The sequence below is a fragment of the Thermanaeromonas sp. C210 genome (genome assembly GCF_013167955.1).
Lineage (GTDB): Bacteria > Bacillota > DSM-521 > Neomoorellales > Neomoorellaceae > UBA12545.
Window position 1 is genome coordinate 197,231 of sequence record NZ_BLWF01000003.1, and the last position, 20,314, is coordinate 217,544.

The following is a 20,314-nucleotide window of genomic DNA, read 5'->3' on the forward strand; positions in this document are numbered from 1 at the left end:
ATCGGGCGGAAGCAAAAATGGACGCTGGGGGGAGAAAAGGCATGCTAATCAGTGCCCCAGAGAGTACAGTTTATTACCAGGCAGGCTATTCTATTGGCAGGCAGCTTCCCATAAACGACCTGGAAGAAATACCGGATAAAATAAGCGCCCTAGGAGTAGGAAACCTTAAGTTGCAAAGTGTAAGAGGCGACAAAATAACCATCAAATGGCATGAATGTTTCACCTGTTCTCAGCTCCCGCCTGTAGGCCAGCCGTTATGCTATTTGGAAGGAGGCCTGCTAGCCGGGGCCCTTAACAAACTCCTCAGAAAAAGAATAGAGGTAGAAGAAACCAAATGCTGGGGGACAGGGGAAAAGTATTGCCAGATGGAAGCTACCATATCCCCTGTTTCTGGTCTTGACGAGCCTTATCCCTTCTTTCTCCCCGAAGAAAACAACAAATTGCTCATAGCTCTTACCTTTCAAGCTCTGCGGCTAACTAGAAGCTACTACCAGGCCACCTGGGGGTCTACCAATGAGGTGGAAAGGCTCCCTTTAAGCATGGGGGAAGCCATCTTCTATATAATACCCCTGGGCCTGGTAATTACCGATAACCAGGGGAGAGTGGTAAAGATAAATAAGGCCGGCACCCAAATGTTAGGTATCGCAGGCCAAAGGGTGCAAGGTCGCCTGCTAGAAGAGATATTACCATCAGCCAGGTACTTCGAAATACTTAAGTCAGGTAAACCCCAGGTATGGGAATTCCAGAAAACAAATGGGGACACTATCATCGTTATAGGAACTCCTCTAGTGGTCCAGGCCCAAATAAGGGGTGTACTGTGCCAGGTCTTCTCCTCTGAAAGCGAGCTTGTACGCCTTCTCCTGGAACAGCTTAAAAAACAAGAAGCCAAGGCTACCTATAAACCTGAAAACTTAAAACCAGAATGGCCCTTGGTCTTCCATTTCCACCACATCCAGACTTTAAATCACCAGTTTAGAAACGTTTTAACCCTTGCCCAGAAAGCGGCCTGGAGCAATGCCACTATACTCATCCTGGGCGAAAGCGGCACCGGAAAAGGGCTCCTCGCCCAGGCTATCCACGAGGAAAGCCCCCGCCGTAACGCCCCTTTCATAAAGGTAGATTGCGCAGCCATCCCCCCGGAACTTTTAGAATCCGAACTCTTCGGCTATGAGGAAGGCGCCTTTACCGGAGCTAAAAAGGGAGGCAAACCTGGCAAGCTTGAATTAGCTGAAGGCGGGACCATCTTTCTGGACGAAATCGGGGATATGCCCCTTAATATGCAAGCCAAACTTCTAAGGGTATTGCAAGATAAAGAGATTGAACGGCTGGGGAGCACCCAGACCAGAAAAATAGATGTGCGGGTGATAGCCGCTACCAACAGGGATTTAGAAAAAATGGTACAGGAAGGGCGTTTCCGGGAAGATCTCTTTTACCGCTTAAATGTGGTTAAGCTAGTACTCCCGCCTCTTCGAGAGCGGCCGGAAGATATACCTCTCCTAGTAGAGTGCATTTTGCGAAGGCTAAACAAAGAATATGGGAAAAAATTACGGCTTACTTCCGCTGCTGTGGAATGCCTCTTAAGCTATTCTTGGCCAGGTAATGTCCGGGAATTGGAAAATGCCCTGGAGAGGGCTGCCATCTTGGCTGAAACCCAGGAAATCCATCCCCATCACCTTGCCATAGGTGGTCTAGGAAAAAAGAAAGGGGTAAGGGAGCTTTCCCCCCTTGATAAAGTACGAAGAGAAGCGGAAAAAGAGGCCATTATCCAGGCCTTGGAATCTTTTGGAGGAGAGAAAACGCGGGCCGCCAAGGCCTTAGGCCTCTCCCGTCAAGCCCTTTATGCTAAAATGTCCCGTTATGGTCTGCTTAAAAAATAATGTCAACTCTTTTTAACGTGTAAACCTAAATTGATATAGCGGATCTTTAGGCCGCTTGGCTCTAGCGGCCTTTTTCTTTTGGCACGCTTTTTGCTAATGAAGATAAACGATAACTAAGAGAAGTTGAACAGAGGAGGCATGCCAGTGAAGCTAGCTATTTCCGGGAAGGGTGGCGTCGGCAAAACAACCATCGCCGCAGGTTTAATCAGGTGCTTTGCCCAGCGGGGTTACCAGGTATATGCCGTCGATGCCGACCCTGATACCAGCCTGGGGATGGTCCTGGGGCTTCCCGAGGAAAGGCTTGGTACCCTGAAACCTATTGTTGATATGCGAGAGTTGATTGTCGAACGCACCGGCGGTAGCGGCGCCTTCTTTTCTTTAAACCCGGAAGTAGATAGCCTGCTGGAGGATTACACCATCAGAAGCGGTAATATCCTTTTTTTGAAAATGGGGGCCATCAAACCGGGGGGTTCTACGTGCTATTGCCGGGAAAATGCCGTCTTAAATGCTATGGTTAATTCCCTCGTCTTAAAACGCCGGGAAATGGTGGTTTTAGATATGGGTGCCGGCATTGAACACCTTACCCGGGGTACGGCCCGGGGGGTAGATCTTATGCTTATTGTTACCGAACCCACCCTGGTGAGTATCCAAACTGCCCGGGTCGTCCAAAAACTGGCCGCAGAACTTGGTATTGCACGAATAAAATTTGTGGGCAATAAATTGCGTCAACCCAGGAATGAAGAATTTATCCTTAGCCATCTGCCCCCAGGCGATGTTATTGGTCTGATCCCCTTCCAAACGGAAATTTTAGACCAGGCTGCCGGTTTGAGCAGTGAGCAGTCTTTTACGGTAGCAGGTATCGCCGAGCTGGCTACTAGGTTGCTAAGCCAACTTTAAATATCCTGGCTTTCATACCAGGGTACAGCATATCTAAAGGCTTGGCAAGGAGGTCGGGTTAACTAATGATATGTAATAACAAAAACCCTCCGCTTCTTGGGCGGACAGAGGCGAAAATTAACCTAGAACTCGGAAAGATGGATGTTAGGGGTAAGGCTTTATACGACATAAGCGAGTGGGAAGGCCAGATAGGATGTCTGGCTTTAACTTGAAACCAGCACTAATGTTTAAAAGCTTGCGGCGTTGCCGCATATCTTTCAAGGAGGTCGATGCTGATGGCTAAGTCTTGTATGGCTTCTTTAGATCAGGCTGTTTGCGAGATGCTAGAAAAGGCCAGGCGCCTGAAGGTGGAGACGGTCTGGGACCGCTACCAAGCTATGCTTCCCCAGTGCGGTTTTGGTGAAACCGGGCTGTGCTGCCGGCACTGCCTGCAGGGCCCCTGCCGCATTGATCCCTTCGGCGGCGAGCCTAAGACCGGTATCTGCGGGGCCACCGCTGACGTGCTGGTAGCCCGGGGCCTCGATCGGGCCATAGCGTCCGGGGCGGCGTCCCACTCCGGCCACGCCAGACACTTAGCCCACACCCTGAAGATGGCGGCCAAGGGCAAGGCGCGGGACTACACCATTAAAGACAAAGCCAAGCTGCGCTCTGTGGCTGCGCGCCTCGGCATCCCCACCGAGGGGAGGAGTATCGCCGAGATCGCTTTGGACGTAGCGGAGGCAGCCCTGGCTGATTTCCACGAGAAAGAGACGCCGGTCATGTGGGTAGCCACCACGGTGACTAAGAAGCGTGCCAAACTCTTTTCGGAACGAGGTTTGCTCCCCAAGGGCATAGACTACGAGATATCCGATATCATGCACCGTACCCATTACGGCGCGGACGCGGACCCCATGAACCTTCTTGTGGGCGGTCTGCGCTGCGGCTTGGCGGACCTGGCCGGCTGCTATATGGGCACTGACCTGTCCGACATCCTCTTCGGCACTCCCCAGCCAGTGGTGACCGAGGCCAATATGGGTGTGTTGAAGGCCGATGCTGTCAACGTGGCGGTCCACGGCCACAACCCGGTCCTTTCCGATGTGATCGTGGCAGTGGCCAAGGAGATGGAGTCCGAGGCCAAGGCAGCCGGTGCTTCCGGTATTAATGTGGTGGGTATCTGCTGTACCGGCAATGAAGTAATGATGCGGCACGGCATTCCGGCCTGCACCCATTCGGTGAGCCAGGAGATGGCCCTGGTAACCGGCGCGCTGGATGCCGTGGTGGTGGATTACCAGTGCATCATGCCCTCCATAGCTACGGTGGCGGAATGCATGGGCACTAAGCTCATCACTACCATGGAGATCACCAAGATCCCCGGTGCCATCCATATTGATTTCTCGGAGGAGACAGCCGGGGAGAACGCCAGGGAGATCATCCGCCTGGCCATCGAGACCTTCTCCCGTCGCCGGGGCAAGCCGGTAGACATACCGCAATATAAGACCAAGGTAGTGGCAGGCTTCTCCGTGGAAGCCATCGTGAAAGCCCTGGCCAAGCTAAACGCCCAGGATCCTTTAAAGCCCCTGATCGACCATATCGCCTCCGGCAATATACGAGGAGTCTGCCTCTTCGCAGGGTGCAATAACGTCAAGGTCCCGCAGGATCAGAACTTCACCGCCATAGCTCGTAGGCTTCTTAAAGAGAACGTGCTGGTCCTGGCTACCGGATGCGGGGCGGGTGCGCTCATGCGCCACGGGTTCATGGATCCGGCCAACGTGGGCGATCTCTGCGGAGAAGGCTTGAAGACGGTCCTGACAGCCATCGGCGAGGCCAACGGCCTGGGTGGGCCTCTGCCGGCGGTGCTGCATGTGGGCGCCTGCGTAGACAACTCGCGGGCGGTGGCCTTGGCCGTGGCGGTGGCCGACCGGCTGGGCGTAGACACGGATCAGCTCCCGGTGGTGGCTTCGGCTGCTGAGGCGGTGGCGGAGAAGGCTATCTCCATCGGTACTTACGCTGTGGCCATAGGTTTGCCCACCCACGTCGGGGTCATGTTGCCTGTCGTAGGCAGCTCCCTGGTCACCAAGGTGCTGACGGAGAAAGTAAAGGATTTGACCGGTGGTTACTTCATCGTGGATCCCGATCCCGAGTCCGCAGCCCAAAAGCTCCTGGCGGCCATCGATGAGCGCCGGGCTGGTCTGGGGCTCAGCGTTCCCGGAGGTGGGCGGCGATGATGCGGAAGGAGATTTTTATCCGTTATGAACGGTGTATGGGCTGCCATTCCTGTGAGCTGGCCTGCGCCGTGAGCCACACCGCGGCCCGCGATCTGTTTGGAGCTGTTTTGGGGGGCGAAAGGCCGCAGAAGCGCCTCTACGTGGATCAGGTAGGCCGGGTGAAAGCCCCGGCCGTTTGCCGGCAATGTGAAGATGCCCCTTGCGTGGCTGTCTGTATGACAGGTGCCATGCACAGCCGGGAGGACGGCGTTAACGTGGTTGACTTGCCCCAGTGCATCGGTTGCTGGATGTGTGCCATGGCCTGCCCCTTCGGTGCAGTGGGCCGGGGCGAAGGCAAGGCCATAAAATGCGATCGAGAGTGCCTGGATGAAGAGGGCGTACCGGCCTGCGTTCGAGCCTGCCCCACCGGGGCCCTGGTCTTTAAGACTGTGGAGGAGTTTGAGGCCGAACGGCGCCTGGAGGCCATCGCTTCACTGAAATAGCGGTTTTCGGGTAAGGGCGGGTGGGGAAGAACCCCTTCCGCCCTACCGGCTCCAAGTTGAAAAAAGCCCAAAAGAAAGGCTCTTGCTACTGATGTAGGTCTATTTTGAGGGGCGGGAGGTAAGGCTAAATGATCGTTCAGCAGCTATTTCTGCTCTCCATTCTCCTATATATCGCCGGAGCAGTTGCCTCCCTGGCGCTGAATAGAGCCGGTAAAATGGCCAACTATGCTTCAGGAATAAGCGCCTTTGCGGCAGCAATCGCCGGGATGGCTTCGGCCATCCCGGTCTTCGCTCGTGGAACAGGCTTCACCATGGAAGCGGTGGGGGTCATACCTTTTGCGCGCTTGATTTTCCAGGCCGATATCTTTTCCGCCTTTATGGTGCTGGTCATTTCGCTGCTGGCGGCCGCTACAGCTATTTACTCCCTTTCTTACCAGGAAGAGTATATCGGGAGGGGTGCCGGAGTACTGGGCTTTTTGAATAACCTTTTCCTTGCCTCCATGGTCCTGGTAGTTACCAGCGGCAACGCCTTCTATTTTCTTATTTTTTGGGAGCTAATGACCCTGGCTTCTTATTTTTTGGTTAGTTTTGAACAAGAAAACCAAGAGGCTGTCCAGGCGGGTTTTCTCTATTTCCTGGTGGCCCACGCGGGGACAGCCATGATTATGCTTTCATTTTTTATATTCTTTCTTTACACGGGTAGCTTTGATTTCGCCTCCTTCCGTAGCGCGAACCTTTCGCCGGTGACCAAGAATTTGGCCTTTCTACTGGCCTTCTTCGGCTTCGGGGCCAAGGCCGGTATTATTCCCCTCCACATCTGGTTACCACGGGCTCACCCTGCGGCTCCTTCCAACGTTTCCGCCCTCCTGTCGGGTGTGATGATTAAAACCGCTATCTACGGCATCCTCAGGGTTGGTGTGGATTTCCTGGGTTCTTCCGTCTGGTGGTGGGGGCTTACGGTCCTGGCCTTCGGGGCAATTTCGGCTGTTCTAGGTGTCCTTTACGCTATAAGTGAAAATGATCTCAAGCGGCTGTTGGCTTATTCCAGTATCGAGAACGTGGGAATCATCCTGATGGGTGCCGGTGTGGGCATGATGGGTGTTGCCAGTGGGCAGCCCGTTCTAGGAGTGCTCGGCCTACTGGCGGGGCTCTATCACCTCATAAACCATGCCGTTTTCAAGGGCCTTCTGTTCCTCGGCGCAGGTTCAGTAATCTATCGCCTCCACACGAAAAACATGGAGGAGATGGGCGGGTTAGCCAGGCAAATGCCGTGGACGGGATTCACTTTTCTGGCCGGTGCTTTAGGCATCTCAGCTATCCCTCCTCTCAACGGCTTTGTCAGTGAATGGTTTATCTACCAATCACTGTTTATGGCGGGCACCGGCGGCATCCTGGCGGTCAAAGTGCTGTCACCCCTTTTTGCGGTCATGCTGGCCCTGACGGGGGCGCTAGCGGCGATGTGCTTTGTAAAAGCCTATGGGGTTACCTTTGCCGGTACTTCGCGCAGCGTTCGCGCCCAAGAGGCCAGGGAAGTGCCGGTGCCGATGCTTGCCGGGATGGCCATTCTGGCGGCTGGCTGTATTATCCTCGGGCTGGGCGCACCGGTCGTTGCTCCCTATATTGCGAATGTGAGCTCGGCGTTGCTGGGCGCCTCTCCAGTACGGGTAAGTGACGGCCTGCTGGTATTTCCGGCCAGCGGCTCGCAGGCCATACTTTCCCCACCTCTCCTGGCCCTTCTCCTCGTGGGGCTGGTAACCCTACCCCTGTTAATTGTTGCGCTTCAAGGCGGGATGCAGGCCGGGCGGCGTATGGACTCTGAGCCGTGGGCATGCGGGTATAAGTATTCGCCCCGGATGGTGTACGCCTCTTCTGCCTTTGCCCAGCCGTTGCGCGTGCTTTTCCGCTCTGCCTATTGGCTTAGGACTGCCATGGAGGGGCCGGGCTACGCCATTGCGTCGTATGGCAAGGGAGCAATGGCCTACGTGGCCCGCATGGAGTCCATGTGGGAAGATTACATCTACGGTCCCCTGGCCCGTGGTACGGTCCATCTCGGCAAACGGGTACAGGCCCTCCAGATGGGCAATGTCCGGCTGTACTGCGTTTATATCATTGTAACCCTTGTAGCTTTGCTGATAGCCACGGTCAGATAGGAGGAGAAAAAGATGGCCGGTAATAAGTTACTCCTCATCGGCCTGGTGCAGGCTTTGTTAGTCCTGGTAGTAGCGCCTTTTTTTACGGGCTTTTCCCGCACTTTAAGGGCGAAGCTACATTCCAGGAAAGGCCCCGGCATTTTACAGAACTACCGGGACATCTTTAAACTCATAAAGAGGCAAGAGGTGGTACCTGCCCAGGCTAGCTGGGTCTTCCGGTTTACCCCTTATATAGTGATGGCCACTACCCTGCTCATGGCTATGATAATCCCGATTTTAATCCTGCAGTCACCCCTGGGGATGGCTGCTGATCTCATAGCTGTCGTCTACCTGTTCGCTGTGTTCCGTTTCTTCTTTGCCCTTGCCGGTCTGGATTCGGGGAGCGGGTTCGCCGGGATAGGGGCCAGCCGGGAGATGGCCCTGGCCGTTCTAGTGGAGCCTACTATTATCCTGGTGCTGTTCGTGGTGGCCCTTCTCGCCGGGTCGACCGATCTAGGAACCATCAGCCAGAAGGTAGCGGCCGGTGAGATATCCTATTATAGCCCGGCGGTCTGGTTGGGCATGGCCGCCTTTGCTATCGCCACCTTTGTTGAAACCGGTAAGCTCCCCTTTGATCTAGCGGAAGCCGAACAGGAGATTCAGGAGGGACCCCTTACGGAATATTCGGGGCGCTCCCTGGCCATCCTCAAGTGGAGCTTGTATATGAAACAAGTTGTGGCCATCGCCTTATTCTTGGCCGTCTTCTTCCCCTTTGGGAGCGCGGCGGTGGTTAGCGCTTCCTCCCTTCTGGTATCCGTGGCTACTTTCTTGCTGAAGGTGGCCGGCTTTTACGTGGTCGCGGCGCTACTGGAAAACGGTATGGCCAGATTGCTCCTTTTTAAGACCCCCGCAGTAACCTGGGTGGCCTTCGGAATAGCCTTGCTGTCCTTCGTTTTCTATCTGGCCAATGTTTAATAGATATGGGAGGGGTAAGAATAGTGTCCGGCACTAGTATAGTCAACGCCCTGGCTGTGCTGCTCATCCTGACCTCCATGCTGGTGGTAGAAACCCGGAAGCTCCGGACGGCGGCGTACATGTACAGCCTCCAGTCCCTGGTCCTGGTGGCGATTTTTCTATCCCTGGCCGTATTTATGGAAGCAGAACCGCTGTACATCTGGTCCCTTACTGCCCTCGTCACTAAGACCTTCCTGGTGCCCTATCTCATCATAAGGACCCTCAAAAAGGTAGGTATCCAGGAGGAAGGGCGGGCACCGGAGACAAGTTCGTCTGTTTTTCTAGCTGTGTGCCTGGTGGCTTTATCCTTCGCGGTAGTAGAACCTTTTCATATGCAAGCCTTACTGAAGTTGAAGGTTGCACTCGCTGTTTCTATAGCTCATTTTCTACTGGGCTTGCTCTGTATACTGGCTAGAAAAAATGCGCTCAAGCAGATATTGGGCTATTGCCTCATGGAGAACGGGTCGCATTTGACCCTGGCCATCATGGCCTACAATGCCCCTGAAACCGTGGAAATCGGTATCCTGACTGACGCTATTTTTGCCGTCCTGATCATGACAATTATTGCCAGGCGCCTCTTCCAAGATTTCGGCACCCTGGACACCGATAAGCTCACACTACTAAAGGGTTAGGTGATAGGAGTGGGGGAGAATATTTTATTCTACTTGCCTGCGGTACCGCTGGGGACGGCCCTTTTGGCCTTCGGGATAAGGTCCCGGCGTGTAGTAGAGGTCGTGCACTTTGCCGGGATCGGTATAGTGGCTTTTCTCTCCCTGCTGCTGGTGCAGTACGTACTTAACGGACAAAGGTTATTCGCCCTTGGAGAAATGCTCTACGCCGATAGCCTGACGGCGGTCCTTATTCTTATTATCGGGGTACTGGGGTTTCTGAACGGCTTTTACTCTATAGGATATATGCGATACGATCTAGAACGTGGTGAAGTAGATGAGAGGGGCGTCTGCTCTTATTACGGTTTTTACCATATACTTTTGTTCACCATGGTTCTCTCTGCCCTATCCAATAATATTGCCCTTATGTGGGTGGCAGTGGAGGCAACCACGTTAGGTTCAGCCTTCCTGGTCGGGTTCTATAAATATAAGACTTCGGCGGAAGCTGCCTGGAAGTACGTCCTGATCTGCAGCGTTGGCCTGGCCTTTGCCCTGTACGGGACCATCCTGACCTACTCCAACGCCTTTGCCGTGGTACAGGATGCTCACAGGGCGATGCTATGGACCGAGTTAGTAAGGATGGCCCGGGGTCTCGACCCGCAGGTGATGAAACTGGCCTTTGTGTTCATTTTGATCGGTTTCGGGACCAAGGTGGGCCTGGTTCCTATGCACACATGGCTACCTGATACTTATAGCGAATCTCCAAGCCCGGTTAGTGCCTTGCTGTCGGGTGTACTGATGAAGTGTGCGCTATTTGCGATAGTAAAATATTATACCATTGCCTTGCAGGCCGTCGGCCAGGAGTTCACGCAGACCCTGCTCCTCATTTTTGGCCTTTTGTCTGTGGGTGTCTCGGCTTTCTTCATCCTGGTGCAGAACGATATCCAAAGGAAGCTGGCTTACAGTAGTGTTGAGCATGTAGGCATCATCGCCACCGGCCTGGGCGCAGGAGGGCCGCTGGGAATACTTGCCGCGCTCTTTCACGCCGTAAACCATAGTATTACTAAATCCCTTCTGTTTTGCACGGTGGGCAATGTGACTCTCAAGTATGGTACCAGGGACTCCCAGAAGATTAGAGGTATGTTCAAGGTAGCCCCCGCTACTGCCTTTATTTTTGCAACCGGGCTTCTGGCTGTGGTCGGTTCACCGCCTTTTAGCGTCTTCATAAGCGAGTTTATGACCCTGACGGCGGGCCTGCAAGCTGGATATTTCTGGCCGATGATACTCTTTCTTATCTTGCTGGTCATCGTCTTTGTCGCCTTTTTTATCCTGATAAGTGAAACGGTCCTCGGTTCCCCTCCGGAAGATCTACCCCGGGGTGATCTCAGCTGGCTGACCTTGTTGCCTCTGGGGATCCTGTTTCTGCTCATGGCCGGGCTGGGGATATATCTACCTGCTCCGTTAAATGGATTGCTGCAGAGCGCAGTGAGCGTTGTCCTGGGAGGGGCGATATAGATGGTTTGGTATGCGCTGGGAAGCATTTTGCTGCCAGTATGGGGAAGTTCCCTTGTGCCATTTTTACCGGAGCGACACGTGAAAAAGGTGGCTCAGTTTTTCTCCTTCCTGGCTTTTGTCAGCGGTTTGCTTCTGCTGCTCGCTTTTGCTGCCGACCGCACAAGTTTTACCCGGGAACTGGTGACTGTAGGCGGTATCACCTATTATGGTATAACTATAGATACCCTAAGCGTTTTAGTTAACTTCTTGGTAGTTTTCATCGGCTGGCTCATCTGCACCTACTCGGCCGGGTATATGAGCCCTGACAACAGAGAGCATCCAATCAAAGAAGGGATTCCCAGGTTTTATGCCCTCATGCTGCTTTTTATCGGCTCTATGGCAGGCGTGGTCTTTTCTTCCACGCTGCTGGGGCTTCTGTTCTTCTTTGAAATGACCGGTCTCTGCTCGTGGGGTTTGATCGGATTTTATGGCGATCAAAAATCCCGCAGGTCCGCACTGTGGGCGATTGCCCTCACTCACACCGCCGCGCTGGGACTCTATGTGGCTACGGCCTATCTCTATGTAAACACCGGCAGCTTCTCGGTGACCGCCCTTAACAAATTAACGGACGCCGGGAAAACCCTGGCCTTTATCGGGATCTTAATCGCCTGCTGGGGCAAGTCCGCCCAGCTTCCTTTTCATCCTTGGCTGCCCCGGGCGATGGTGGCGCCGACCCCGGTAAGCGCCTATTTGCATGCCGCTTCCATGGTTAAGGTTGGCGTATACATCTTTGCCCGAACCGTCCTGGCAGCGGGGTCGGTTCCCCAGGTGATCGGCGAGATCGGGGCGATCATGGCCACAGTCACCATGATATACGGTTTTATCATGTATTTCCCGCAGGATGATATGAAGCGACTGCTAGCCTACTCTACGATCACCCAACTCTCTTACATTTTCCTGGCCCTCTCCCTTTATATCTACGGTTCCAAGATGGCCTTAAATGGTGCGGTGGCCCACATCTTTAACCACGCTTTTGCTAAGGGCCTGTTCTTCTTGGTTGCCGGTGCGCTGTCCTATACAACCGCTACACGCCAGCTCTCGATGCTCAAGGGGATTCTAAATAAAGTTCCGGTAGTTGGATTGGGTTATATTGCGGCTGCCATGGCCATTACAGGCGTTCCTCCTTTCAATGGTTTTTTCAGCAAATTTATGATCATAACTGGCGGTTTCGAAATTGGTAAGCACCATCCGCTGATCCTTATCCTAATTATCGTTACGCTTATAGAGTCTGTAGGAAGTTTCATCTGGTTCCTTAAGTGGATGGGAGCCAACGTCTTGGGCACACCTTCGGAGGTAGTGGCCCGTGCTGCTGAACCGCCCGGGGCCATCAAATTTGTTCTCGTCCTTCTTATGATCATGACGCTGATTTCCCAGTACCTCGCTTTGATCTTGTTAAGCTAGAAACAAAGGGAGGTCGACATAAGTATGCCAAAGGAAACGAAATCCGAACAGGACAGGAAAAAATATGTGAAGGCCCTGCGCTCTAAGTTTGGAGCGGTTATCCTGGAAGAAAGCTGGCAAACGCCGGATCAAGTAACCCTGACGGTGGAACTTAACTCCCTCCCAGAAGTGGTGGAAGAAGTGTATTATGGGCAGGGTGGGTGGCTCTCTAATGTGGTCGGAAATGATGAGCGCAGCTTGAACGGACACTTTGCGGTATACTACGTTTTATCTATCGAGGAAGAAAGGGATCCCCATAAAAACTTCTGGCTGACGGTGAAGGCCCTGGTTCCTTCCCATAAACCCCAATTCCCCTCGGTAACCCCGCGGGTACCGGCGGCTGTATGGTACGAACGGGAGGTGCGGGATATGCTGGGGCTGGAGCCGGTGGGCCTCCCGGATGCGCGGAGACTGGTATTGCCCGATGACTGGCCGGAAAACCTGTATCCCCTGCGGAAGGATATGGATTACCGGTTACGCCCTGACCCGGTAGCAGAAGAAGAAAACTATGAGTTTATCGAAGTAGAAGGAGAGGGTATTGTCGAGGTACCCCTAGGTCCACTGCATATTACTTCCGACGAGCCCGGGCACTTCCGCCTCTTTGTGGATGGCGAGTATATAGTGGACGCTGACTACCGCCTTTTCTACGTGCACCGGGGCCTGGAGAAACTGGCTGAAAACCGCATGGACTACGACCAGGTTACTTTCTTGGCCGAGCGGATCTGTGGCATCTGCGGTTACGCCCATAGTGTGGCGTATGCTGCGGCGGTGGAAACGGCCAACGGGATTGAGGTACCGCCGCGGGCCCAATATACCCGCACCATCCTGCTCGAGGTGGAGAGGGTGCACAGCCACCTCTTAAATCTAGGGCTGGCGGCCCACCTGGTGGGTTTCGATTCGGGGTTCATGCATTTCTTCCGGGTACGGGAGAAGGCTATGCAAATGGCCGAAATTCTCACCGGAGGCCGGAAAACCTACGGCATTAACCTTATTGGAGGAGTGCGGCGGGATATTTTAAAAGAGGAGAAAGACCGGGTCTTGCGATTAATTTCCCAGATCCGGTCTGAACTGGATGAACTCATCGATATGCTGCTAAATACTCCCAACTTTATCTCGCGAACCCAAGGAGTAGGCCGCCTGGACCCCAAAGTAGCCCGGGACTTTAGCCCGGTGGGCCCTAATATGCGAGGTTCCGGATATGTCCGGGATACGCGGGCGGACCACCCTTATGGGGCCTACGACCGGGTATCCTGGGACGTCATTTCCAAAGATGGGTGCGACGTTCTTTCCAGGGAACTGGTACGGGCAGAAGAGCTATATGAGTCCTTAAAAATTATTGAGTGGTGTTTGATAGAAATGCCTCCCGGCCCGGTCCTCGTGGAGGGGTTTACCTATAAACCGGGAACCTACGCCCTGGGATATGTGGAAGCTCCCAGGGGAGAAAATGTCCACTGGGTAATGACAGGAAACGACCAGAAGGTGTATCGGTGGAGGCCGCGAGCTTCTACCTATAATAACTGGCCAGCCCTGCGGTATATGTTTCGCGGCAATACGGTGTCTGACGCGCCGCTAATTGTGGCCAGCATCGACCCCTGCTACTCCTGTGCGGAAAGGGTTACGGTGGTCGATGTGCGTAAAAAGAAGGCGAAGACTATTGAATACAAGGAACTGGAAAGATACTGCCGGGAAAGAAAATACTCGCCGCTAAAAGTTTAGCCCGGCTATAAGCGAAACAAAAGGAAGGGGGATCTCTGGGTGCTAAAATTGCTTAAAAAAACGCTGCAGGTCGGGCAAGCTACTGTTGAGTATCCCTTTAAACCAGTAGAGGTGGCACCTGGCTTTCGCGGAAAACCGGTTTATAACTTTAGCCGGTGTATAGCGTGCGGGGCCTGTGCTACTGCTTGCCCGCCCAATGCCATTACCATGGACTGCGATTTAGAGCGGGGGATTAAGTCCTGGAATATAAACTACGGCCGCTGCATTTTCTGCGGCCGCTGTGAGGAAGTATGCCCTACGGGCGCCATCGCCCTTTCGGCAGAATTTGAATTGGCCGCCGCCAGAAAGGAGGATCTTTACTGCCGGGCTGAGGTCCAGCTCTGTAAGTGCATCTCCTGTGGGGAATACTTTGGACCCTCTCGCGAGCTGGAATACGTTCTGGCCATCCTGAAACAGGCAAGATTGCTGGAGAGCGGCCATGAAGGCTGGGAGCAACTCCTTAAAGTATGCCCGAAGTGCCGGCGTCGGAAGATCGCGGGGAGTGGAGCTAAAGCCCTTGGGGCGAGGGCAAGGTTCTAGGAGGGAGCAAGTAAAATATGGACCAGGAAGTAAAACTGGCAGAGCTAAAGGCCAAGCTTAAAAACGTTATAAAACGCTCCGTCTATGTGTACCGGGTAGACTGTGGTGGGTGCAACGGGTGTGAGATTGAAATTTTCGCCGCTATCTCACCTGTTTATGACCCGGAAAGGTTCGGGATCAAAGTGGTAGCCTCCCCACGGCATGCCGATGTTCTTCTCTTCACCGGACCCATGACCAGGGCTATGCGGCTTCCGGCTATACGGGCGTATAAAGCGGCACCCGACCCCAAAATCGTGGTAGCTTACGGCGCGTGTGGCTGTAGCGGTGGTATCTTTCACGACTGTTACTGTGTGTGGGGAGGGGCTGATAGCCTTTTCCCGGTAGATGTATATATTCCCGGCTGTCCTCCCACTCCGGCAGCGACCTTGTACGGCCTGGCTATGGCCCTGGATTTGCTCCAGCAAAAGATTAAAGGAGAGCAGTTGGTAGAAACGGAGGTCACCCGGGTTACTCCGAAATATGAAGGGGTTTGCCCCGACCTGGCTAAAGACATCGAGCGGGAGGCCCGCCGTTTGAGCGGTTACCTGCATGGCCGGCGCATAGCCGCGCAATATCTCGAGTTCGTGAGGGAAAAAGACCCGCTGGCGGTAGACCGGAAAATTAAAGAGCTGGTAAAGCAAGAAAAAGATCCGCGACTGGCCGAAATTTTTTTGAGCTTGCACAAGATTTATATGGAGAGGGTAGGCCATAATGCCGGGTAAGGTAAAATTCTTTAAGCTGTGCAAGAGGTTTGTGGATGAAAAAGACGCCCCGCCCGAGGTTAAGCAGCTAGAGTATTATGCCCTGGCCATCGGTCACCATATAGGAGTGGTCGATTGTTTGTCGCCCGTTATGGTTATGGAAGAGGAAGACTATTTTAAATGGATCAGTAAACTGCCCCAGGGGAAAGCCAGGAGCAAGCTGGAAGGCCTGGCCAAGTGGGGAGAACTAGAGATAAATAGAGACCATGTTTCCCCATTAGTAGCGGCACTGGCCCAAGCTTCTACCAGCTTCCTTCCGGAGGAGAAGAAATGGGCCGACTGCCTGCTACAGCTTCTCCAATCCATAAAAAAAGAACCAGCTATATATCTGGTGGTGAGGCTAAGTGAAGGGGCTAGTGATTACAGTGGGCAACGAGCTGATGGGCGATGACGGAGCCGGGCCGCTTTTGGCCCGGCTTTTAGAACAAAAGCGTATACCAGGGTGGCAGGTTACTGACGGCGGGTCGGCGCCCGAGAATTACCTGCACCAGGTACGGGAGTTAAAACCGCAGGTGGTAGTACTGGTTGATGCCTGTGAGATGAACCTGCCGCCCGGGAGCATACGCCTCCTTTCTGAAAGTGACATTGCCTGCGAGTTTATTTTGTCCACGCATAGGTTACCTTTGTCATTCTTCATCTCAGCTTTGAAGGAACTGGTGTCGGAAGTCTATTTTATTGGTATCCAGCCTGCAGTAGTTGCCTTTGGTTGGCCGGTGTCTCCTGAAGTAAGGCGAGCAGTAGAGATCGTGTATCAAAAGTTACAAGCCGGAAAGCTCGATTTTCCCTACCTTGGTGGACAACGCCCTGTAGAGGCAAAGCACAAGGCCGCCAGGGCGTAGCCCCAAAAAATTTTGGCAAAACTTCAGGAAGGAGGTTTGCGAAAATGAAAGGTATTATCTTTTCTGTGCTCCAGGAGTACGCCGGGAACCGGCACGGCGACGAGGGAAGGGAAGCCTTTAGGAGGGCGACCGGGCTGATAACGCCGCTCGCCACTTCAGACTATCCCGATGAGAAAGTGGCGGCGGCCGTGGGGGCGCTGGCCGAGCTTTCCGGCAAGAAGCCGGAGGAGGTGCTGGCCGATTTCGGCCGCTACTTCGTGGCGGAATCACCCTTAGTGCAGAAGACCTATGCGGCGCATTTTAGGAATGCCAAGGATGCCAAAGATTTCCTCATGAAGATGGACTCCGTCCACGTCCAGACCACCAAAACCCTGCCAGGAGCCACACCCCCGCGGTTCGATTACGAGGACCGGAACAGCGAGGTGGTGGTCGTCTACCGTAGCGAGAGGAGGCTCTGCCCGCTGCTAAAGGGTCTGATCGAGGGCATAGGGCTGCGATATAACGGTAGGCCGCTGTCCTGGCGCGAAGAGGCCTGCATGTTGCGCGGGGCCAAGGCCTGCCGCGTGGCCGTGAGGTTCTAGACGGAGAAAACTTGATTTTGCGTACCTCGGGTGATTAAGGAGAGGGATAGGATGCATGAACTGTCCCTTACAACTGAGTTATTAAAGCTATTGGAACACGATGCCCAACAGAAAGGTATAAAGCGCATACGGAAAGTTAAGCTGGTGATAGGGGCCATGACCTCGGTTTTACCGTCTGCCCTGGAGTTTTCTTTTTACGCGCTTAAAGAAGGACCGTTGTTTGAGGGAGCCCAATTGGAGATAGAGGAAAGGCCTGGGCGGGGACATTGCCAAGATTGCCTGGCGGAAGTAGTTCTGGATAATTGGTGTATTATGTGCCCTTCCTGCGGGTCGAGGAGGGTTTCTATAGACCAAGGAAGGGAGCTTTATATTGATTTTTATGAGGGCGAATGAACTCTGACCCTAAATGCTTCCGTGAGCTTCCCTTAAGAAAGGAAAGGGGGAATGTTAGTGAGGGTAATAATGGCTCAAAAAATTCTCCAGGCCAATCAAGATATAGCCGGGCAAAACCGCAAGCGTCTATCCCCAATACTAACCGTCAATCTGATAGGTTCTCCTGGTGCGGGTAAAACCGCACTCTTAGAAAGGACCATAGCCTCATTAAAAAGGGAATTTAGCGTCGGGGTGATTGAAGGTGATATCTACACCACCCTCGATGCCGAGCGTATTGCCGGGCAGGGCGTACAAGTTGTCCAGATCAATACTGAAGGGGCGTGTCACCTGGATGCCAGTATGGTCTACAGAGCGTTGCAAGAGATTGACCTGTCAGCCCTGGACCTTATATTTATCGAAAATGTAGGCAACCTGGTATGTCCGGCCGAATTTGACTTGGGTGAGGATTACAAGGTGGCGCTGTTGAGCGTCACTGAAGGCAGCGATAAGCCGGCCAAGTATCCCTTGGTATTTCGTGAAGCCCAGGCAGTAGTAGTTACAAAGGCAGATCTCTTACCGCACACTAACTTTGATTTGCAGGCTGTCGAAGAAGAGATTAAGGAAGCCAATCCTGCTGTGAAGATTTTTGTAACCTCAGCCCAAACCGGTGAGGGTCTGGAGGCCTGGTGTTTATGGCTGAAAGATGCTGTGCAGAAGAAAAAAAGCTTGTCCGCTACCGGATAATCGTTAAAGGGATTGTTCAGGGGGTAGGGTTTCGCCCCTTTGTTTATCAAGCGGCCCGCCTGCATGGTCTTAAAGGCGCTGTCTCAAATACCGCCGGGGGAGTAACCATAGAGGCCGAAGGGCAGCAGGAGGCGGTACGCGCTTTCCTGGCCTATTTAAAGGAAAATCAGCCTCCTTTGTCGAGGTTAAGTGCCTTGGAATGGGAGGTATTGGAGCCATGCGGGTATAGTTCCTTTGCTATTCTGCCGAGTAGAGAAGGGGCAAGGAAAGAAGCGCTGATTCCTCCGGATGTAGCCCTCTGTTCTGATTGTGCCCGGGAAGTATTAGATCCCCAAGATAGGCATTATGGCTATCCTTTTACCAACTGTACCAATTGTGGACCGCGATTTACCATTGTACGGGGTGTCCCTTATGACCGGGCGAATACTTCTATGGCCTCATTTCCCATGTGTCCGGACTGTGCCCAGGAATACCACGACCCGGGTAACAGGAGATTCCATGCCCAGCCGGCAGCCTGTCCTTCCTGCGGACCCCAAGTGGAATTGGTAGACAGGTACGGTCGCAAGATAAATGGCCACTGGTTGGAACTTTGTTGGAAATTGTTGCAAGAAGGCAAAATTTTAGCTGTCAAAGGGCTGGGAGGCTTTCACTTGGTTTGCGATGCAAAGAGTAGGGTAGCACTAAACACCCTCCGCCAACGCAAAGGCCGTGAAGCCAAACCCCTGGCAGTAATGTGCTGTCTGGAGACGGCCAAGAAATATTGCTTTGTTGGTCCGGAGGAAGAAAAACTGCTGACCTCTCCTCAAGCCCCCATTGTTATTCTTACCAAACGTCCGAGCTGTAGCTTACCAGAAGAATTGGCTCCGCGGATGAAAACCTTGGGTATAATGTTACCCTATACACCACTGCATTTGATGCTTATAAACGGCCCCTTGGAGATTTTAGTGATGACCAGCGGCAACTGTAACGGTTTACCCCTGGCCAAAGACAACGGGAGGGCCCTGGAGGAGCTTAAGGGCCTTGCCGACTATTTTCTCTGGCACAATCGCGAGATTGTCAACCGCTGCGATGATTCCGTAGCGGCGGTGATTAACGGCGTGGTACAAATCTGGCGTCGCTCGCGGGGGTATGTCCCCTCACCGATTATGGTTCCCGTCAGTTCCAGCCCTGTTGTGTTGGGTATGGGTGGGGATATGAAGAATACTTTTTGCCTTTTAAAAGGCAACCTGGCCTTTGTTAGCCAGCACATAGGTGAATTGAGTAGTAAGGAAACCGAGGAACACTTTTTTTTAAGCTTAAAGAACTTAAAAAGCCTTCTTGGTTCCGAGCCAGAAGTAATTGGTTATGACCTGCATCCTGGATACCGTTCCTCCCGTCTAGCAGCACAAATACCTGCAAAGGCGCGTTTTGCCGTTCAACATCACCATGCCCACATGATTTCTTGCCTGGCTGATAACGGAGTGGAAGAGAAGGTTATAGGTGTAATCCTTGATGGAACAGGTTACGGAACGGACGGACACCTTTGGGGTTTTGAGATACTCACTGGAGACTACGCTGATTTTACCAGGGAGTATCACCTGGCGTATGTACCGTTACCTGGGGGCGAGCAGGCGATCCGTTACCCTTGGCGAACAGCAGTAGCTTATTTAATGAAGTACCTTTCTTCAAGAGGTGAATCCATTGTTGCACGCCTTTTTCAAGACAGAGGACAAGAACTCCAAGTTGTCAAACGCCTTATCTTAACAGGTTTTAATTCACCGCTAAGCTCGAGTTGCGGTCGTCTTTTTGACGCGGTATCAGCCCTTCTTGGCCTTTGTTATTATAATAGTTATGAGGGACAGGCTGCTATTGAACTAGGTGAGATAGTCCTGGAGCCAGAAAAAGGGAAAAAATTAGCACCCTATTCATTTTCTATTGAGGGAAAAGTTATCCATCCCGGTGGTGTTATTGCTGGTGTGGTGGCCGATTTAGAGAATGGGGTGGCAAAGGAAATTATAGCCACCCGTTTTCATAATACAGTCCTGGCCATGGTATGTGAGGCTGTTCGCGCGGTTGCTAAAAGAACAGGTATGAGGACTGTAGCTCTAAGCGGCGGAGTCTGGCAAAACAGGTACCTTTTTAGCCTTGCTAAGGAGATCTTGCCTAGCGAGGGTTATCATCTGTTGGTCCACCGGCACGTGCCGGCGAATGATGGAGGTCTATCCCTGGGTCAGGCAGTGATCGCCTGCCGGAGGTGGCAACAATGTGCTTAGCTATTGTGGGGAAAGTAATTAAGTTAAATGAGACGCATAATACGGCGATAATTGATATTCACGGTGTCCGCAGGGAGATATCTGTAGCTTTACTGGGTCAGGTAAATGTGGGCGATTATGTTCTGGTGCATGCGGGATTTGCCATAGAAAAGATTGATTTAAAAGAAGCTGAAGAGACGGTGAAAATGTGGGAGGAACAATTAAATGATGCTAGCCGTGGATAGAT

At 53.0% G+C, this 20,314-nt stretch carries 19 protein-coding genes; all 19 read left to right on the forward strand.

Features of this window, described 5'->3' with window-relative positions; translation table 11 throughout:
* Positions 1-41 precede the first annotated feature (41 nt).
* The 19 genes from TAMC210_RS08430 to TAMC210_RS08520 all read left to right on the forward strand — a co-directional run bounded on the left by TAMC210_RS08430 (position 42) and on the right by TAMC210_RS08520 (position 20,312).
* Complete coding sequence (locus tag TAMC210_RS08430; protein ID WP_173298371.1) at positions 42-1,877, forward strand: sigma 54-interacting transcriptional regulator; 1,836 nt, start codon at positions 42-44, stop codon at positions 1,875-1,877.
* Positions 1,878-2,021: 144 nt separating this feature from the next.
* On the forward strand, positions 2,022-2,774 hold the full coding sequence (locus tag TAMC210_RS08435; RefSeq protein WP_173298372.1) for a P-loop NTPase: 753 nt from the start codon (positions 2,022-2,024) through the stop codon (positions 2,772-2,774).
* A gap of 275 nt (positions 2,775-3,049) precedes the next feature.
* Positions 3,050-4,978 (forward strand): anaerobic carbon-monoxide dehydrogenase catalytic subunit, encoded by a 1,929-nt coding sequence (gene cooS, locus TAMC210_RS08440; RefSeq protein WP_173298373.1) that lies wholly within the window; start codon positions 3,050-3,052, stop codon positions 4,976-4,978.
* Positions 4,975-5,460 (forward strand): 4Fe-4S dicluster domain-containing protein, encoded by a 486-nt coding sequence (locus TAMC210_RS08445; RefSeq protein WP_173298374.1) that lies wholly within the window; start codon positions 4,975-4,977, stop codon positions 5,458-5,460. The genes cooS and TAMC210_RS08445 overlap by 4 nt, the downstream gene beginning before the upstream one ends.
* A 128-nt stretch (positions 5,461-5,588) precedes the next feature.
* Positions 5,589-7,610 carry a hydrogenase 4 subunit B gene (hyfB, locus tag TAMC210_RS08450; RefSeq protein WP_173298375.1) on the forward strand — a complete coding sequence of 674 codons (2,022 nt, stop codon included), beginning with the start codon at positions 5,589-5,591 and terminating at the stop codon, positions 7,608-7,610.
* 12 nt (positions 7,611-7,622) lie between these two features.
* A complete protein-coding gene (locus TAMC210_RS08455; protein WP_173298376.1) occupies positions 7,623-8,564 on the forward strand; it encodes a respiratory chain complex I subunit 1 family protein in 942 nt (313 codons plus the stop codon).
* Between the two features lie 23 nt (positions 8,565-8,587).
* Positions 8,588-9,235 (forward strand): hydrogenase 4 membrane subunit, encoded by a 648-nt coding sequence (gene hyfE, locus TAMC210_RS08460; RefSeq protein ID WP_173298377.1) that lies wholly within the window; start codon positions 8,588-8,590, stop codon positions 9,233-9,235.
* A gap of 9 nt (positions 9,236-9,244) precedes the next feature.
* On the forward strand, positions 9,245-10,726 hold the full coding sequence (locus TAMC210_RS08465; RefSeq protein WP_173298378.1) for a hydrogenase 4 subunit F: 1,482 nt from the start codon (positions 9,245-9,247) through the stop codon (positions 10,724-10,726).
* Positions 10,727-12,166, forward strand: a complete 1,440-nt coding sequence (locus TAMC210_RS08470; protein WP_173298379.1) for a hydrogenase 4 subunit D — start codon at positions 10,727-10,729, stop codon at positions 12,164-12,166.
* Positions 12,167-12,190: 24 nt separating this feature from the next.
* Positions 12,191-13,921 carry an NADH-quinone oxidoreductase subunit C gene (locus tag TAMC210_RS08475; protein WP_173298380.1) on the forward strand — a complete coding sequence of 577 codons (1,731 nt, stop codon included), beginning with the start codon at positions 12,191-12,193 and terminating at the stop codon, positions 13,919-13,921.
* Positions 13,922-13,960: 39 nt separating this feature from the next.
* Positions 13,961-14,500, forward strand: a complete 540-nt coding sequence (locus TAMC210_RS08480; RefSeq protein WP_173298381.1) for a formate hydrogenlyase complex iron-sulfur subunit — start codon at positions 13,961-13,963, stop codon at positions 14,498-14,500.
* Between the two features lie 17 nt (positions 14,501-14,517).
* Positions 14,518-15,261, forward strand: coding sequence for an NADH-quinone oxidoreductase subunit B family protein (locus tag TAMC210_RS08485; RefSeq protein WP_173298382.1), 744 nt, complete (start codon positions 14,518-14,520; stop codon positions 15,259-15,261).
* The gene (locus TAMC210_RS08490; protein WP_173298383.1) at positions 15,251-15,691 is read left to right on the forward strand and encodes a formate hydrogenlyase maturation HycH family protein; all 441 of its coding nucleotides are present in this window, start codon (positions 15,251-15,253) and stop codon (positions 15,689-15,691) included. The genes TAMC210_RS08485 and TAMC210_RS08490 overlap by 11 nt, the downstream gene beginning before the upstream one ends.
* Complete coding sequence (gene hycI / locus TAMC210_RS08495; RefSeq protein WP_173298384.1) at positions 15,645-16,139, forward strand: hydrogenase maturation peptidase HycI; 495 nt, start codon at positions 15,645-15,647, stop codon at positions 16,137-16,139. The genes TAMC210_RS08490 and hycI overlap by 47 nt, the downstream gene beginning before the upstream one ends.
* A gap of 44 nt (positions 16,140-16,183) precedes the next feature.
* Entirely contained in the window at positions 16,184-16,720 is a 537-nt protein-coding gene (locus TAMC210_RS08500; protein ID WP_173298385.1) for a heme NO-binding domain-containing protein, read from the forward strand.
* Positions 16,721-16,771: 51 nt separating this feature from the next.
* Positions 16,772-17,113 carry a hydrogenase maturation nickel metallochaperone HypA gene (hypA, locus tag TAMC210_RS08505; RefSeq protein ID WP_173298386.1) on the forward strand — a complete coding sequence of 114 codons (342 nt, stop codon included), beginning with the start codon at positions 16,772-16,774 and terminating at the stop codon, positions 17,111-17,113.
* 57 nt (positions 17,114-17,170) lie between these two features.
* The gene (gene hypB, locus TAMC210_RS08510) at positions 17,171-17,836 is read left to right on the forward strand and encodes a hydrogenase nickel incorporation protein HypB (RefSeq protein ID WP_277997701.1); all 666 of its coding nucleotides are present in this window, start codon (positions 17,171-17,173) and stop codon (positions 17,834-17,836) included.
* Positions 17,785-20,088 (forward strand): carbamoyltransferase HypF, encoded by a 2,304-nt coding sequence (gene hypF, locus TAMC210_RS08515; protein ID WP_173298387.1) that lies wholly within the window; start codon positions 17,785-17,787, stop codon positions 20,086-20,088. Before hypB ends, hypF begins: the two co-directional genes overlap by 52 nt.
* On the forward strand, positions 20,079-20,312 hold the full coding sequence (locus tag TAMC210_RS08520) for a HypC/HybG/HupF family hydrogenase formation chaperone (RefSeq protein WP_173298388.1): 234 nt from the start codon (positions 20,079-20,081) through the stop codon (positions 20,310-20,312). The genes hypF and TAMC210_RS08520 overlap by 10 nt, the downstream gene beginning before the upstream one ends.
* The last annotated feature ends 2 nt before the right edge of the window (positions 20,313-20,314 follow it).

Excerpts from the sequence above, each read along its gene's own strand:
- TAMC210_RS08430 (WP_173298371.1), top strand. The coding sequence starts at position 42 with ATGCTAATCAGTGCCCCAGAGAGTACAGTTTATTACCAGGCAGGCTAT.
- cooS (WP_173298373.1), top strand. The coding sequence starts at position 3,050 with ATGGCTAAGTCTTGTATGGCTTCTTTAGATCAGGCTGTTTGCGAGATG.
- TAMC210_RS08445 (WP_173298374.1), top strand. The coding sequence starts at position 4,975 with ATGATGCGGAAGGAGATTTTTATCCGTTATGAACGGTGTATGGGCTGC.
- hyfB (WP_173298375.1), top strand. The coding sequence starts at position 5,589 with ATGATCGTTCAGCAGCTATTTCTGCTCTCCATTCTCCTATATATCGCC.
- TAMC210_RS08455 (WP_173298376.1), top strand. The coding sequence starts at position 7,623 with ATGGCCGGTAATAAGTTACTCCTCATCGGCCTGGTGCAGGCTTTGTTA.
- TAMC210_RS08470 (WP_173298379.1), top strand. The coding sequence starts at position 10,727 with ATGGTTTGGTATGCGCTGGGAAGCATTTTGCTGCCAGTATGGGGAAGT.
- TAMC210_RS08475 (WP_173298380.1), top strand. The coding sequence starts at position 12,191 with ATGCCAAAGGAAACGAAATCCGAACAGGACAGGAAAAAATATGTGAAG.
- TAMC210_RS08485 (WP_173298382.1), top strand. The coding sequence starts at position 14,518 with ATGGACCAGGAAGTAAAACTGGCAGAGCTAAAGGCCAAGCTTAAAAAC.
- TAMC210_RS08490 (WP_173298383.1), top strand. The coding sequence starts at position 15,251 with ATGCCGGGTAAGGTAAAATTCTTTAAGCTGTGCAAGAGGTTTGTGGAT.
- TAMC210_RS08500 (WP_173298385.1), top strand. The coding sequence starts at position 16,184 with ATGAAAGGTATTATCTTTTCTGTGCTCCAGGAGTACGCCGGGAACCGG.
- hypA (WP_173298386.1), top strand. The coding sequence starts at position 16,772 with ATGCATGAACTGTCCCTTACAACTGAGTTATTAAAGCTATTGGAACAC.
- hypF (WP_173298387.1), top strand. The coding sequence starts at position 17,785 with ATGGCTGAAAGATGCTGTGCAGAAGAAAAAAAGCTTGTCCGCTACCGG.
- TAMC210_RS08520 (WP_173298388.1), top strand. The coding sequence starts at position 20,079 with ATGTGCTTAGCTATTGTGGGGAAAGTAATTAAGTTAAATGAGACGCAT.